We start from the raw sequence: 15,379 nt of genomic DNA on the forward strand, positions 1-15,379 counted from the left end.
TCTGGAGAGCGCCATGAGTTTCACCCCTTCGGGCAAGCATTTGATCGCGGGCGAATGGGTCGAGGGAGCGGGCACCTTCGCCTCCGAACCGGCGAGTGGCCCTGTCCACCAGTTCGCCATCGGCACGCCCGAGCTGGTCGACCGCGCGGCAAAGGCCACCGAAGAGGCGTTCTGGTCATATGGCTATTCCACGCGGCAACAGCGCGCGGATTTCCTCAACGCCATCGCCGACGAGATAGAGACGCGCGGCGCCGAGATCACCGAGATCGGCACCCAGGAAACCGGCCTGCCCGCCGCAAGGCTCGAAGGCGAGCGCGGACGCACCACCGGCCAGTTGCGCCTTTTCGCGTCCCATATCCTTGAGGGCGACTATCTTGACCGCCGCCACGACGAGGCGCAGCCCGATCGCAAGCCCGCCCCGCGCCCCGATCTGAAACTGGTCCAGCGCCCCATCGGCCCGGTTGCCGTTTTCGGTGCGTCCAACTTCCCTCTGGCCTTTTCCACCGCCGGCGGGGACACCGCCGCCGCGCTGGCCGCCGGCTGTCCCGTCGTGGTCAAGGGCCACTCCGCCCATCCGGGCACCGGCGAGATCGTGGCCCAGGCCATCGATGCCGCCCGCAGAAAACTCGACATTCACCCCGGCGTCTTCTCCCTGATCCAGGGCGGCAAGCGCGACGTGGGCACCAGCCTTGTGCAACACAAGCTGATCAGGGCCGTCGGCTTTACCGGTTCGCTCGGCGGGGGCCGCGCCCTGTTCGACCTCTGCGCGGCGCGCCCCGAACCCATTCCGTTTTTCGGCGAACTCGGTTCGGTCAATCCCATGTTCCTTCTGCCCGAGGCGACCAAAGCCCGTGGCGAGGAGATTGGCAAGGGCTGGGCGGGTTCGCTCTCCATGGGCGCCGGCCAGTTCTGCACTAATCCCGGCATTGCCGTGGTCCTTGAGGGCGGGCCAGCGCAAGCCTTCATCGCAGCCGCCAAATCGGCGCTGGCCGACGTCGCGCCCCAGACCATGCTCACCGACGGCATCGCCAAGGCCTATCGCGAGGGTCGGAACCGCATCGCCGCGTCGGCAGGGGTGCGCGAGGTGCTGACCTCGACCTGCGATTTGCGCAACGCGACCCCCTATCTCTTTCTCACCGACGGCGCGACCTGGCTCGCCAATCATCAATTGGGCGAGGAAGTCTTCGGCCCGCTCGGGTTGGTGGTGACAGTCAGGGATGAAGATGAAATGGAGGCCATCGCCCGCGCCCTCGAAGGCCAGCTCACCTGCACCATCCACTTCGATGAGGACGACGCCCCCTTAGGTCGGAGGCTCATGCCGATCCTTGAGCGCAAGGCTGGCCGCATCCTTGCCAATGGCTTTCCGACCGGCGTGGAAGTTGCCGATGCCATGGTACATGGTGGTCCCTATCCGGCATCCACCAATTTCGGCGCCACCTCGGTAGGGACCCTGTCGATCCGCCGTTTCCTACGTCCGGTGTCGTACCAGAACATCCCCGCCTCCCTGCTCCCCGGCGATCTCAAGGCCTGAAGCCACAAGGCCCGGAGTACGCGTTCCGGGCCTTTTTCTTCCGATACCATCAAAGGCTGATGCCGTTTTCAGCAAGCATTTTGCCCACATGCGTCGTCTCACCGGTCTCGATGGACCGATTGGCCGCAATCCCGGCAAGGATCGACCAGGCCCCATCCAGATGGGTCGATGAGCGCGCATAGAGATCGGGGTTCATCCCCGCCGGGTCGAATAGATACCCCAGCATGATCGGATCGGCGCCGCCATGCCCGCCCTTGCCGGTCCACACTTGGATCGCTTCGGGCTTTTGCCCGGCACGGTGCAGCGTCGTCTGCATGGCGTCGTCGATGGGCTTGTCTCTCTTGCCGCCGAAAACTCCGTGCACTTCGACATGGCGATGGACGAGCTCTCCTTTGGTGCCATGGAAGCGGATTTCCAGCCCTTCCCAGGGGCTATAGGCGCACAGCGTATAGTTGAGCATCGCGCCGCTCCTATATCCCACCTGCACCTGCATGGTGTCCTCAATGGTGATATCGGGCGCAAAAACGCATTGGTCGCGGCGATAGCCGTCGAACTCCTCAGCATCGAGGTAGAGCTCTCGCAGCTTCTCATCATTTTGAAGGTCCATGCGCAGCTCGCACCGCTCGAACACCGGGCATGTGTGACAGCGCTCGCCGCGCTCGGTCAGCCCTATGGAATCTGCCGTCTGCGGCGTATAGAATGCCCGCCTGCCCCGCGCCGAAACACTCTCGGGCATCGAGCCCAGCCACCAGTTGACGAGGTCGAAATGGTGGGTGGATTTATGCACCAGAAGCCCGCCCGAGCGATCCTTGTAGCGGTGCCAGCGGCGGAAATAATCGGCCCCATGCACCCTGTCGAGATGCCAGGAGAAATCAACCGCGACAATGTCGCCGATCGCACCCGACATCAGCAATTCCTTGATCTGCGTGCGCGCCGGCGTATAGCGATAGTTGAACGTCACCGAAACCTTCCGCCCGGTCTCGCGCTGCGCGTCGAGAATGGCCTTCAACCGCACCAGATCGGTCGTCATCGGCTTTTCGGTGATGACATCGCACCCGGCCCGCATGGCCGAAACCATATAGTGATGGTGCAGATCGTCAGGCACCGTGACGATCACCGTATCGGGCTTTTGCTCGTCGATCATCTGCCCGAAATTCTCGGCCCTGTAGGTGGCGATCCCGTTGCCGCCGCGTTCGGGCACCGCCTGAGCAGAAAGCGCAAGCCTGTGCCCGTTGATATCGCACAGCGCCACGAGTTCGGCGGTTGCGTCATAGGTCGAAACGATGGCGTCGCGAAACATGGCATGGCGCGCGCCGGTGCCTACGATTGCGTATTTCACTGGTCGGATCCCGAGAAACGAAAAGACAGGTGAGGCCCCATTCGTCGCCGCCGATGCAGGACCGGGAGACGGATGGCATGAGGGATTATCGCCGCCCCGCATTCGCTCGTCAATAATTTATCGTACTACTTTGACAAATCAGGCAGACATGTTGCCGTAGCGCCTGGATTTCGACCACACGTAGCGTGGTTCATACCCGAAAGCCCGCCTTGCCTTCTCAGAGCTGAAGCCCGAAGCGCGTCCCAAGGAAAGCCCCGCAACATCGGTTCGCGGCGCATAGCGCGCGAAAAGCTCGGCGGTTTCGCAGTCGTGTAAATTCTCGGTACCCGAAAGATTGTAAAGTCCCGACGCCACCGCGCTCGTCTCCAGCGCCTGCCGGCAGCCGATCGCGATGTCGCGGGCATCGGTGCGTGTCCAGAGGAGAAACCGGTCGCCTTGCGGGTCGGCCAGCGCCCGCTCGATTTCAGCGTCGAGATCCTGCGGCGCCCGCACCCCCATGATGCGGAAGGTCAGGACGTTGAGCCCGCGCCGCGCAAAATAATCGGCGGCCCCCTCGCCGGCGATCTTGGAGAGTGCGTAAGAATTCTGCGGCCGTAACGGATGATCTTCGGTCACCGGCGCGAACTCGGGATCGAGCGCCGCAAACCCATAGACCTGCGCGCTGGACGCGAGGATGATGCGTTTGACCTCTAGCGCATTGCAAGCATCGAGCACGTTGAAATGCCCGGTCACATTGTCCGAATAAGTCCGCGTATCGGGCACGATCCCGGGGTCCGACCACGCCGCCATATGCACCACCGCCTCGGGCCGGGCGTAAGCGAGCGTGCCGTAAACATCCTGCGCCAGGGCGACATTGCCCTGCATGTAGCGCACCCCGGCGATCCGTTCGGGTGCCGGAGCGAGGTCGAGACTGGTGACCTCGTGCCCGGCCCCGGCCAGTTCGGAAACGATGAATTTGCCGACCCGCCCCGATCCTCCGGTTACAACGATCCGCATCGGCATTCCTCCTCCTTAGCGTCATCCCCCGACACACTCTTGGCAGCGCGTCAAAATTAGTCATACTGGTGCTAGTAGTATTAATCGAGCGATGCAAGATGAAAACCGATGCACCACCGAGCCTCTCGGCCCAGACCGCCGGCAGGCTCCGCGCCTGGATCGCCGCCAATGGTCTCAAATCGGGCGCTCGCCTGCCGCCCGAGCATGAATTGATGCTCCAGCTCGATGTGAGCCGCACCGTGCTGCGCGAGGCCGTCGCGGGGCTACGCGCCCAGGGCGAATTGACCAGCCGGCGCGGCTCGGGGGTCTTTGTCGCCCGCATGGCCGATGACGGCCATATCCAGATCGAGCAAGCCGAAGACGACGCCACACCCACAGCGATCCTCAACCTCCTCGAAGTACGCCTCGCGCTCGAGGTCGAGGCCGTCGGCCTCGCCGCCCGCCGCCGCGCCCCCGCCGACCTCGAACGCATCGAGGCGGAACTTAAAGGCATGGCGGCCGCAAGGACCCGCGAAGAACTCGTGGCGCGCGATTTCAGCTTCCACGTCGCCATAGCCGCCGCCACCAACAACCCCCAGTTCATCTACGTTATCCGGCAAGTGGGCGAGCGCGCCTTTCCGCGTGAGCGGTCCTGGCGCACCGCGCCCAGCAGCGGCACCCGCTATGCCGAAATGCGTATGCGGGAACACGAAGCCATCCTGCGCGGCATCGCTGACAAGGATGCCGTCTTCGCCCGCGACGCCATGCGCCACCACATCATGGCCAGCGCCCAGCGTTTCAGGGACGCCATGGCGTGAGGCCGGGCAAATTTTCAGAGGGCAGATCGTGATCGTCACCAAACTGCGCACCGTTCCGCTCGTTCTCCCGCTCGAACGCCCGATCGGCAACGCCACCGCGATGATCGAGCGCTTTTCGATGATCGCCATCTTCCTGGAAACCGACGAGGGCCTTGTCGGGGAAAATCTCGTTTTCACCATCCGGCCCGAGCAGCACAAACTGCTCGAAACCATGGTGCACGTGCTCGCCGATGCGGTGATCGGGCGCGACCCCGATCACGTGGCCGCCTTTTGGCAGGATGCCTGGCGCCGTATCAATTTCATCGGCTTTTCCGGCGTTTCGATCATGGGCATTTCGGCCATCGATGGCGCGCTGTGGGATCTGCGCGGCAAGGCCACAAACCGCTCGATCGCAGCGCTTCTGGGCCAGTCGCGCACCAGCGTTCCCGCCTATGCCAGCGGAGGGCTCTGGTTGAGCCAGAGCATCGATGAAATCGTCGAACAGGCGGGCCATTTTGCTGCCCAAGGCTTTGGCGCGGTCAAACTCCGCCTCGCCGGCCGGGCCGAAATCGATCTTCCCCGCATCGCGGCGGTGCGCGAGACCATCGGCCCTTCGGTGGGTCTCATGGTCGATGCCAATCAGGTGCTCGACGCCGCCTCCGCCATCACCCTCGCCCGCCAGTTCGAGAGCTATGATATCGCCTGGTTCGAAGAGCCCGTCCCCGCGCACGATCTGGACCACTCCGCCCAGGTCGCCGCGGCCCTCGATATGCCTGTTGCCTCCGGCGAGAACGAATACACCCTCCACGGTTTCCGCCGCATGCTGGAGACACGCGCCGCGGATATCCTGATGCCCGATCTCCAGCGGGTAGGCGGGGTCAGCGAGTTCGCGCGCGTCGGCGCCCTGGCCGCCGCTCACAACACGCCGGTCTCGTCCCATCTTTTCCCCGAAATGAGCCTGCAGATCATGGCGAGTCTGCCCAATGCCACCCTTCTCGAACACCTCGATTGGTTTGCTCCGCTGTACTGCGAGGCCATGGAGATGCGCGATGGCGAAATCGCCGTCCCTTCGCGCCCGGGCTGGGGGTTCAGCCTCGCCTCCAAAGCGCTTCGCCGATATGCAGCCGACTAACTAATAAGATAAGTTACAAACTTGTCTGTCATCATATGTAGTGATAAGACGGCTGCAACCATGACGGACGAGAGGGGAGAGCCATGAAAATCGTGGATGTGAAGGTTCGGGTGTTCTGGCACACCACACGCCGGCACCAGGACGCGGCGGGACACGCCCATCCCGGCGATCCCCATCGGGTCAAGCAGGGCATGATCACCATCGTCACCGACGAGGGCCATGAGGGGCATTGCTTCGGTGTACCGGAAGTCATGCGTCCCCATGTCATCGAAAAATTCGTCAAGACCGTGCTGATCGGACAGGACCCGTTCGATCGCGAACGGCTCTGGCAAGAGCTGGCCCATTGGCAGCGCGGCAGCGCGGCCCAGCTCACCGACCGTACTCTCGCTGTCGTCGATACCGCTCTCTGGGATCTGGCCGGCCGCGCGCTCGGCATCCCGGTCTATAAGCTCATCGGCGCCTATCGCGACAAGGTCCCTGCCTATGGCAGCACGATGTGCGGCGACGAACTCGAGGGCGGGCTCGCAACGCCCGAGGATTACGGCCGGTTTGCCGAAAAGCTCGTCAAGCGCGGTTATAAGGGCATCAAGCTCCACACCTGGATGCCGCCGGTCTCCTGGGCACCCGACGTCAGGATGGACCTCAAGGCCTGCGCCGCCGTGCGCGAGGCTGTCGGTCCCGACATTTCACTGATGATCGACGCATTCCACTGGTACTCGCGCACCGACGCCTACGAACTCGGCAAGGGCTTGCAGCAATTGGGCTATGCCTGGATCGAGGAACCCATGGACGAGCAGTCGATGGCCTCCTACGCCTGGCTGGCTGACAATCTCGACATCCCGGTCCTTGGCCCGGAAAGCGCCGCTGGCAAGCACCATGCGCGCGCCGAATGGATCAAATCGGGCGCCTGCGATATCCTTCGCACCGGCGTCCACGATGTCGGCGGCATCGGCCCCTCGCTCAAATCGATAGCGCTCGCTGATTCCTTTGGCATGAACTGCGAAATCCACGGCAATGGCGCGCCCAATCTCGTCCTCGCCGCCGTCGCCCGCAACGTGCGCTGGTACGAGCGCGGCTTGCTCCATCCCTTCCTCGAATATGACGACGGGTTCGAATACCTCAACACCCTACAGGACCCCATGGACGAAGACGGCTTCGTCCACCTCTCGGACAAGCCCGGCATGAGCGAGGACATCAATTTCGATTTCATCGACGGCAATCTGGTCGCCGATTGACCCCAGCCGCCTTCGCCCTTGAGAGATTTCAAACCGGGGCGCTGGCGCGCAGGCGTTCCTTGCTGCCCATCAGGTGCAGGCGCATCGCGCCGCGCGCCGCCTCGCTATCGCCGGCGGCGATGGCGTCGAACACCCTTTGGTGTTCCTCATTGATGTGCCGCAGATAGTCCGTGCGGCTTTCCTGGGCGATCGAGGAGGTGTTGAGCCGCGCGCGCGGCATCAGGAATTCTCCCAGATAGTTGAACAGATTGACGAAGTGATAGTTGCCGGTCGCCGTCGCGATTGCCCTATGGAACGCGAGGTCGGGCTCGATGGCATCGTCTCCCGCCGCTATCGCTTCATCCATTCGTGTCAGTGCATCGCGCATGGTCTTGAGCACTTCGGGCGATCGCCGGGCCGCCGCAAGCCCCGCTGTTTCCACCTCGAGCGCGATGCGCAACTCGAGCACCGCCACCGCCTCATGAACCGCATCCCCACCGCCGCCCCCCAGGATGAAGGGCTGGGCGAAGGGCTGGTCGGTGACGAACACCCCCACGCCCTGGCGTGGCGTCACCAACCCGTTGGCGCGCAGATTGGCGATCGCTTCCCGGATCACCGTCCGGCTTACGCCGAATTCCCCGATCATCGCGTGTTCGGTCGGCAGTTTTTCGCCCGGTCCATAAAACCCGTTGCGAATACGGTCCTGGACCGTTTCGACGATCCGCTGCGAAAGGCTGCCGCGACGGTTATGCATGTTCATTCCCGAATTGGATGGCTTGCTCCATCCCTATGCTACTGACGCAGCTTAAACATAGTCTTCCCGATACGGGGCAAAGGCATCCACCATCGTCCCCGCTTCAATGCACACGGCCCCGTGCAGCACGCCGCCGTCCACTACATAGCTCGACCCCGGCCCGAGCCGTTCGGTCACCCCGTCGATCGTCACGTCGAACAGCCCGCTTTCGATATAGGCCGTCTGCGCATGCGGGTGGATGTGCGGCGCGCCCACGGCGCCCATTTCGAAATCCCAGCGCAGCATCATCAGCTGGTCGGTGTAGCACAGCATCTGCATGCGGCGCCCTTCGCCGACCGATTTCCACTGGGCGTCCTGCCCCTTCAAAAAGCTTCCCGATGTCGGCATGGGCCTGTTCCTTTTCAGCTATTGGCCTGGGCAAGCGCCAGGTCGCGGTCATAAGCGGCGCTGGCCTTGATCAGCGCCCGCGTGTAATCGGTCTGCGCCTCGCCATTTTCCAGCGCCTGTCGCGACAGCACCTCGACGATCTTGCCATTCTGCATCACGGCGAAGTCGGAACACATGTGGTCGATCACCGCGAGATCGTGGCTGACCAGCAGATAGGTGAGGTTGTGCCGCTCGCGCAGATCCATGAACAGATTGAGGATTTCCGCCTGGATCGAAACGTCGAGCGCCGATGTCGGCTCGTCGAGCAACAGGATCTTCGGCTCCAGTATCAGCGCCCGCGCAATCGCCACGCGCTGGCGCTGCCCGCCCGAAAGCTGATGCGGATAGCGATAGCGGAATTGATCCCCCAGCCCCACCTGCTCCAGCGCATCCCCGATCCTGCGGTTGATGTCGGAAAACTTATGGATCTTGAGTGGTTCGGCCAGAATATCGGCGATCTTGCGCTTGGGGTGCAGCGAACCATAAGGGTCCTGAAACACCATCTGCACCCTGCGGCACCAATCGAGCCGATCGGTTTGCGAAAAGCTCCGCCCCTCCACCGAGATCGCGCCCTCCCAGTGCCGGTAAAGCCCGGCGATACAGCGCAGCACCGTCGATTTTCCCGACCCCGACTCCCCGACCAGCCCGAAGGTCTGCCCGTCCGCGACCGAAAACCCGATACCATCGAGAATCTTTCTCCGCCGCATTCCGCTGCCCAGCTCGAGATCGAGCCCTTCGATATCGATCATGCTCATGGCTGACGCTCCAGGGCCTGGGTCCAACTGCTTTGCCGGTCGAGCACCGGCAACCGCCCCTTGTGCTCCCCGATCCGTGGCAGCGAAGCGAGCAGCCCGCGCGTATAGGGGTGCTGCGCATCCTTGAGGTCGCGCGCCGCGATCTCCTCGACCACCTGCCCCGAATACATGATCAGCACCCGGTCGCAAAAACTCTGCACCAGGTTGAGATCGTGGCTGATGAACAACAGCCCGATCCCGCGGTCCTTCACCAGATCGTCGAGCAGCGCCAGCACCTGCAACCGCACAGTCACGTCGAGCGCCGAGGTCGGCTCATCGGCAATGATCATCGCCGGGTCGGGAATGAGCATCATGGCAATCATGATGCGCTGCCCCATGCCGCCCGACACCTCGTGCGGGTACAGCGTATAGACGTGCTCCGGGTCGCGGATCTTAACCGCAGCGAGCTGCTCCATCGCCCGCCGTTTGGCCTCTGCCCGGCCCACCCTATGATGCGCCAGATAGGCTTCGGCGATCTGCTCGCCCACGCTCATCACCGGGTTGAGCGAAAATTTGGGGTCCTGCAGGATCATGGAGATTCGAGCGCCCCGGATCGCCTGCATCTTCTTTTCGCTCAGCTTTAAAAGCTCATTGCCCTCAAAGCGCATCTCGTCGGCGGTGATCCTGGCAATCTCAGGCAAAAGCCGCACGATGGCGCGCCCAACCGTCGATTTGCCCGAACCGGATTCCCCGATAATCGCGACCTTTTCGCGCCCCAGGGTAAAGCTCACATTGCGCACCGCATGCAGTTCGCGCCGCGCCGACATGTAGCCGACATTGAGGTTTTTGACCGAGAGAATGGGTTGGTTCATCTCGCTCCCCTTACTTGGACTGACGCGGGTCGAGCATGTCGCGCAGCCCGTCACCGAACAGGTTGAAGGCCAGCGCCACCAGCAGGATCGCCATGCCCGGCATGGTCACCACCCACCAGCTATCGATCATGAAGCGCCGCCCCGCCGAGGTCATGGCGCCCCATTCTGGCGACGGCGGCTGCGCGCCAAGTCCGAGAAAGCCCAACCCCGCCGCCGTGAGCATGATGCCCGACATGTTGAGCGTCGTGCGCACCACCACCGAGGGGATGCAGATCGGCAGCACATGGCGCAACAGGATGCGCAGCGAGGAAGCGCCCGACACCTTGGCGGCCGCGATATAATCGGCGGCCCGCGTGGTCAGCGTCTCGGCCCGCGCCAGCCGCGCGATCGGGGGCCATGCGGTGAGCGCGATGGCGGTCACGGCGTTCTCGATGCCCGGCCCCAGCGCGGCGGCGAACGCGAGCGCCAGAATGAGGCTGGGAAAGGAGAGGAAGATGTCGGTGATCCGCATCAGAACCCGGTCGGTCCAGCCACCGAAATAGCCCGCCGCCATGCCGATCATCAGCCCGATGGGCGCGACGATCACCGAAACCAGCACCACGATATAGAGCGAAATGCGCGAGCCATAGACGATGCGGCTGTAGATATCGCGGCCATATTCGTCGGTCCCGAACCAGTTCTGCGCGCTGGGCGGCTGCAATGCTCCGCTCAAATTCTGGACCAGCGGATTGTGGGTCGCGACCCATGGCGCAAAAATCGCCATCACGCTCAGAACCAGAACGATCGCCAGCCCGAACACCGCCAGGGGGTTGGAGAAAAACCCCATAACGCCCCAATAAACGCGCTGCGCCGTCGCCTGACGGGAGCTGGTGATGGTGTCGCTGGAGAGATATTCGCGCCAGGTCATGGGGTGCTCGGTGCTCATTGGGCCCGTGTCCTTGGGTCGAAGACCCGATACAAAACGTCGGATAAAATGTTGAGGGCAATGAACAGCAGCCCCACAAGCAGCGTGCAGGCCATCACAGCGTTCATGTCGCCGATCATCAGGTTGGATGTGAGATAGCCGCCGAAGCCGGGCCAGGAGAACACGGTTTCGACCAGCACCGCGCCTTCGAGCAGCCCGCCATAGGCCAGCGCCACGATGGTCACCAGCTGCACGCGGATGTTGCGGAATGCGTGCCGCCAGATCACCTGCCGTTGCGACAGCCCCTTGATGCGGGCGGTGACGATATATTCCTGCCCCATCTGCTCGATCATGAACGAACGCGTCATGCGGGAAATATAGGCCATGGAGTTGAGCCCCAACACCGTCGCCGGCAGCCAGATGTTACGAAGCGCACTCCAGAACACGTCCCACTCGCCCACCAGAATGGAGTCGATCAGAAGAAAGCCGGTTATAGGATCGACAAGTCCGGTATAGAACACCTCGACGCGGCCCGAGCCGCCCGACCAGCCCAGCACGGCATAGAACACCAAAAGCCCCATGAGGCCGAACCAGAAGGTCGGGGTCGAATAAGCGATCAGCGAAAAGAACCGCACGAAATAGTCGGGAAACTTGTTGCGATTGGTCGCCGCCAGGACGCCGAGCGGAATGCCCAGCCCGGCGCCGATCGCTATGGCGATAGTGCCCAGTTCGATCGTCGCGGGAAACACGCGGGCGATATCCTCGATCACCGGACGACCGGTCAGAAGCGCCACGCCGAAATCGCCGCGCGCCAGATCGGCGACAAACCTGAAAAACTGCACATAAAGCGGCTGGTCCAGCCCGAGCTGGCGATAGACCCTGTCATAGGTCGCCTGGGTGGCTTCATCGCCGACGATGGCCAAAACCGGATCGACCGGCATCATGCGGCCGATGATGAAGGTTAGGATCAGAAGACCCAGCAGCGTCACCGCTATCGAGCCGACAAATCCTAAGGCTCCGGTGGCCTGGGTTCGTATGCGCAGAGACAAGGGAGCCATGGACCCGCTCCGTTCTGTCCGCCCCGGCCAAAGGCTCGGGGCGGTTCGTGGCGATGAGGAAAGGGGCGCGGCGCACGAATGCATCCACGCCTGTTCCGGTGAGGTCAGCGGCTCTTGGAGACCGTGTCGAAGCGCGTCGTCCAGCCGTAATGATTCTGGAAGCCATCGATATCGGATCGGAACACCACGGTATCGACCACCGCCGAAATCGGCTGGATGGCGGGCACCAGCTCCTCATAGAGATACTGAACGTCCTCATAGAGCTGGCGCTGCTGATCGGGGTCTCGCTCCACCAGGGCCTGCAAGGCCAGCTCGTTCAGCTCTTCGTTATAGAACGAAGTGCGCCAGCCGATCAGACCGGAAAGCCCCGCGTCGTCGGCATTGTCGGGGTTGATCACCAGCGACTGCATGTTGGAATGTGGGTGCGGTTCCTGCCCGCCGCCGCCACGGCCCACGATCAGCTCGAAATCGCGCTCGCGCATCGGGCCGTAGATCTGGTTGCCCGTGCCCGTCACGATCTCGGCGTTGATGCCCGCCTGCGCCAATGTGCTCTGTATCGAGGTTGCGATGTCGATGAAGGGCGGCTCGTTGATCGCCAAAAGCTGGGTGGTAAAGCCGTCGGGATACCCGGCCTCGGCCAGATACTCCAGCGCCTGCTCCACATCGAACGCATAGCCGGGGTCCTCGATACTGCCCAGCACGCCCGGGGTCACCGGCCGCTGATGCAGAATGCCGTAATTGGGCATGATGGTTTCGTTGATACCCTGGTAATCGATGAGGTAGCGCAGCGCGAGCCGCACATTCTCGTCGGCATATTTCTCGTCCTTCATGGAGACGGCGAGATAATAGAAGCCTGAGCTCGGCACCGATTGCACGACCACGTCGTCATTGGCCGAAAGCGCGCTGATGTCGGGCACCGAAAGCGCCAGCCCCACATCGATATCGCCGCGCTCGAGCATTAGCCGCTTGGTCTGGCTTTCGGGCATGTGCCGGATCAGCACCCGCCGCATATCGGGAGCGCCGCCCCAATAATCGTCAAACCTGTCGAGAATGATCGTGTCGTTGGCCGTCCAGTTGCGCAGCGTGAACGGACCCGAACCGGCCGTATTGGTGGTGAGCCACGCAGCGCCCAGGTCGCCGTCGACTTCATTGGCCAGCGCGGTCTGGCTGTCGATCACCGAGGAGGCGCTGGGCTTGCCGAACATGTAAAGGATAAGCTGCGGGTCGCCATCTTCCGGCATGGTGATGGTTATCGTGTTGCCATCGACCGCGATGTGTTCGTCGAAATTGTCGAGGGTAAACCCATAGGCCTGCCAGGTCGCCGATCCGACCAGCTCGAGTTCGAGAATGCGCTTCCACGACCAAATCGCGTCGTCCACGGTCACCGGATTGCCCGAGGCGAAAACCGCGTCTTCACGGAAATTGAGGGTAATCACCCCGTCTTCGCTGACGTTCCAGCTTTCGGCAAGGCCCGGATTGACCTGGGTAACATCCACCGCGTCGAGCTGCACCGGGGTGTCATAGACGTTGGTCACGATGGCGGTCGATTCACGCCCTGCAATCGCTGCGGGGTCGAGCGTCAGGATATTGGCCATGCTCAGCCCGATCACGAGCTGATCGTCAGGCGTCGCTGCCCAGCTTTGGACAGCTGTGCCACTCAGGGCGGTCGCGACAAGCAGTGCCAGAAGTGTCTTTTTCATTCAGGTTCCTCCTCCCAATTTCAAGACATTTCCATACATATGCGACATCATACAACTAAATGTCAATTGGGCATGTTTCGCACAAATTTAGCTCGAAACCGCAGAAGTTCTGGAAATAATTAGTCCCACTAATTATAAATTTCGGGCGTTTTCGTGGAATTCCACACGAAAGTCGTATCAGTTTTCGCAAGGAAACCCCTCGGCTTGGAAATCTCCGCGCAAGCAAACCGTGCTCCGCCCCTTGCGGATAAGTAAAGCGATATGTATGACAGGACAAAATGTTGTATGGCAAATAGGAGGCCCGGATGACCGTCATTTTTAACGAGCGCAACGCGATAGCGCCCGAGCACGGCGCAGCCATGGATACCGGCGAATTGCGGGATAATTTCCTTATCGACGAGTTGTTCGTCACCGGCGAAATCCGCCTTACCTACACTCATTACGACCGCATGATCGTCGGCAGCGCGGTTCCGGCTTCGGGCGCGCTAAAGCTCGAAGCGATCAAGCCGACAGGCACCGAGACATTTCTCGCCCGCCGCGAATTGATCGCGGTCAATATCGGCCAGTCCGGTTCGGTCACCGTCGATGGCGACCAGTTCGACCTGGGCCATCGCGACATGATCTATATCGGGCGCGGCGCTGGCGACGTTACCTTCGCATCCGACGATAGCGCAGCCCCGGCCAAATTCTATCTCGTGAGCGCGCCGGCCCACGCCACTCATCCCACGAAACTTATCAGGATCGACGACGCCAAGCGGCTCGACCTGGGCGCGTCGGAAACCTGTAATGAGCGTTCCATCTTCCAGTTCTCCCAAGCCGTGGAAACCTGCCAGCTCGTCGTCGGCATGACGACGCTCGCACCGGGTTCGAACTGGAACACCATGCCCGCGCACATCCATTCGCGCCGCATGGAAGCCTATCTCTATTTCGGCCTCGATCCGGCTCAGCGTATCATTCACCTGATGGGCGAGCCCACCGAAACCCGCCATCTCGTCGTCGCCAACGAGCAGGCCGTACTTTCGCCTCCCTGGTCGATCCATTCGGGCGTCGGTACCGCCAATTACACTTTCATCTGGGCCATGGCCGGCGACAATGTCGATTACACCGATGTCGAACCCGTCCAGCCCGGAGACATCCTGTGACCGACCTCTCGGCCTTTTCCCTATCAGGGAAAACCATCATGGTGACCGGTGCCAATACAGGCATCGGTCAGGGCATCGCCCTGGCGATCGTCAAGGCCGGAGGCCGTGTTCTGGCCGTCGGGCGCTCTTCCATGGACGAGACTTCGCACAAGGCTGCCAGTCTATCGCGTATAGAGGCGCCGATTACGCCCATATTTGCCGATCTCGACCCGTATATGCCGCCACATGCCATGCTCGATGCGGCGTGGGACACCCATGGTCCCATCGACGGCCTCGTCAACAATGCGGGCATAATCCGCCGTGCCGATGCGCTCGATTTCACCGAAGAGGACTGGGATTCGGTCGTCGATCTCAACCTCAAAACTGCGTTCTTCCTCGCTCAAGCGTTGGCTCGTCACGTTCTTCAAATCCCTGATATGAAAGCGAAAATCGTCAATATCGCCTCGATGCTCAGCTATCAGGGCGGCATCCGCGTCGCTTCTTATACGGCGTCGAAATCGGGTATCATGGGTTTGACCCGGCTATTGGCCTGCGAATGGGCGCAAAAAGGCATCAACGTCAATGCCATCGCTCCGGGCTATATCGAAACCAACAACACGGAGGCCCTGCGCGCCGATCCCGAGCGGAACGCCCAGATTCTGGGCAGAATCCCTGCCGGACGCTGGGGCGAACCCTCCGATATCGGCGATGCGGCGGTGTTCCTTCTGGCCCCCGCCTCCAACTACATGCACGGCGCGACCATCCCCGTCGATGGCGGCTGGCTGGCGCGGTAGGCAAAACTTATCGCCGGGGCGCAAAACG

The 15,379-nt window shown here is 62.2% G+C and carries 15 protein-coding genes; 6 read left to right on the forward strand and 9 right to left on the reverse strand.

Going from position 1 to position 15,379, the window contains the following annotated elements:
* Positions 1-13 precede the first annotated feature (13 nt).
* On the forward strand, positions 14-1,531 hold the full coding sequence (locus V4T21_RS16905; RefSeq protein WP_332719033.1) for an aldehyde dehydrogenase (NADP(+)): 1,518 nt from the start codon (positions 14-16) through the stop codon (positions 1,529-1,531).
* A gap of 49 nt (positions 1,532-1,580) precedes the next feature.
* Here the strand turns inward: V4T21_RS16905 and V4T21_RS16910 are convergent, their stop codons facing one another.
* Together V4T21_RS16910 and V4T21_RS16915 are read right to left on the reverse strand one after the other, a co-directional pair.
* Positions 1,581-2,870 carry a Gfo/Idh/MocA family protein gene (locus tag V4T21_RS16910; RefSeq protein WP_332719035.1) on the reverse strand — a complete coding sequence of 430 codons (1,290 nt, stop codon included), beginning with the start codon at positions 2,868-2,870 and terminating at the stop codon, positions 1,581-1,583.
* Between the two features lie 138 nt (positions 2,871-3,008).
* Positions 3,009-3,866 carry an NAD-dependent epimerase/dehydratase family protein gene (locus V4T21_RS16915; protein ID WP_332719037.1) on the reverse strand — a complete coding sequence of 286 codons (858 nt, stop codon included), beginning with the start codon at positions 3,864-3,866 and terminating at the stop codon, positions 3,009-3,011.
* Between the two features lie 98 nt (positions 3,867-3,964).
* Here V4T21_RS16915 and V4T21_RS16920 point away from each other — a divergent pair, with 98 nt between their 5' ends.
* From V4T21_RS16920 to V4T21_RS16930, 3 genes are all read left to right on the forward strand, one after another.
* Positions 3,965-4,663: a FadR/GntR family transcriptional regulator gene (locus tag V4T21_RS16920; RefSeq protein WP_332719039.1), complete on the forward strand. Its 699-nt coding sequence runs from the start codon at positions 3,965-3,967 to the stop codon at positions 4,661-4,663.
* 28 nt (positions 4,664-4,691) lie between these two features.
* A complete protein-coding gene (locus tag V4T21_RS16925) occupies positions 4,692-5,774 on the forward strand; it encodes a mandelate racemase/muconate lactonizing enzyme family protein (RefSeq protein ID WP_332719041.1) in 1,083 nt (360 codons plus the stop codon).
* 83 nt (positions 5,775-5,857) lie between these two features.
* The gene (locus V4T21_RS16930) at positions 5,858-7,009 is read left to right on the forward strand and encodes a mandelate racemase family protein (RefSeq protein ID WP_332719043.1); all 1,152 of its coding nucleotides are present in this window, start codon (positions 5,858-5,860) and stop codon (positions 7,007-7,009) included.
* A gap of 28 nt (positions 7,010-7,037) precedes the next feature.
* Here V4T21_RS16930 and V4T21_RS16935 read toward each other — a convergent pair whose 3' ends face one another.
* The 7 genes from V4T21_RS16935 to V4T21_RS16965 all read right to left on the reverse strand — a co-directional run bounded on the left by V4T21_RS16935 (position 7,038) and on the right by V4T21_RS16965 (position 13,436).
* Positions 7,038-7,742 carry a FadR/GntR family transcriptional regulator gene (locus tag V4T21_RS16935; protein WP_332719044.1) on the reverse strand — a complete coding sequence of 235 codons (705 nt, stop codon included), beginning with the start codon at positions 7,740-7,742 and terminating at the stop codon, positions 7,038-7,040.
* Positions 7,743-7,793: 51 nt separating this feature from the next.
* The gene (locus V4T21_RS16940; RefSeq protein WP_332719045.1) at positions 7,794-8,129 is read right to left on the reverse strand and encodes a cupin domain-containing protein; all 336 of its coding nucleotides are present in this window, start codon (positions 8,127-8,129) and stop codon (positions 7,794-7,796) included.
* Between the two features lie 14 nt (positions 8,130-8,143).
* Entirely contained in the window at positions 8,144-8,923 is a 780-nt protein-coding gene (locus tag V4T21_RS16945) for an ABC transporter ATP-binding protein (RefSeq protein ID WP_332719048.1), read from the reverse strand.
* A complete protein-coding gene (locus tag V4T21_RS16950) occupies positions 8,920-9,774 on the reverse strand; it encodes an ABC transporter ATP-binding protein (protein WP_332719050.1) in 855 nt (284 codons plus the stop codon). Before V4T21_RS16950 ends, V4T21_RS16945 begins: the two co-directional genes overlap by 4 nt.
* 10 nt (positions 9,775-9,784) lie before the next feature.
* Positions 9,785-10,699, reverse strand: coding sequence for a nickel transporter permease (gene nikC / locus V4T21_RS16955; RefSeq protein ID WP_440589669.1), 915 nt, complete (start codon positions 10,697-10,699; stop codon positions 9,785-9,787).
* A complete protein-coding gene (locus V4T21_RS16960) occupies positions 10,696-11,736 on the reverse strand; it encodes an ABC transporter permease (RefSeq protein ID WP_332719052.1) in 1,041 nt (346 codons plus the stop codon). Before V4T21_RS16960 ends, nikC begins: the two co-directional genes overlap by 4 nt.
* Before the next feature lie 104 nt (positions 11,737-11,840).
* The gene (locus tag V4T21_RS16965; protein ID WP_332719054.1) at positions 11,841-13,436 is read right to left on the reverse strand and encodes an ABC transporter substrate-binding protein; all 1,596 of its coding nucleotides are present in this window, start codon (positions 13,434-13,436) and stop codon (positions 11,841-11,843) included.
* Positions 13,437-13,741: 305 nt separating this feature from the next.
* On the opposite strand from V4T21_RS16965, the gene kduI reads away from it, so the two are divergent.
* Together kduI and kduD are read left to right on the forward strand one after the other, a co-directional pair.
* A complete protein-coding gene (kduI, locus tag V4T21_RS16970; RefSeq protein WP_332719056.1) occupies positions 13,742-14,578 on the forward strand; it encodes a 5-dehydro-4-deoxy-D-glucuronate isomerase in 837 nt (278 codons plus the stop codon).
* Positions 14,579-14,616: 38 nt separating this feature from the next.
* Positions 14,617-15,351, forward strand: a complete 735-nt coding sequence (gene kduD, locus V4T21_RS16975) for a 2-dehydro-3-deoxy-D-gluconate 5-dehydrogenase KduD (protein WP_440589670.1) — start codon at positions 14,617-14,619, stop codon at positions 15,349-15,351.
* Positions 15,352-15,379 lie beyond the last annotated feature (28 nt).

Source organism: Pelagibacterium mangrovi, from assembly GCF_036662815.1.
Lineage (GTDB): Bacteria > Pseudomonadota > Alphaproteobacteria > Rhizobiales > Devosiaceae > Pelagibacterium > Pelagibacterium mangrovi.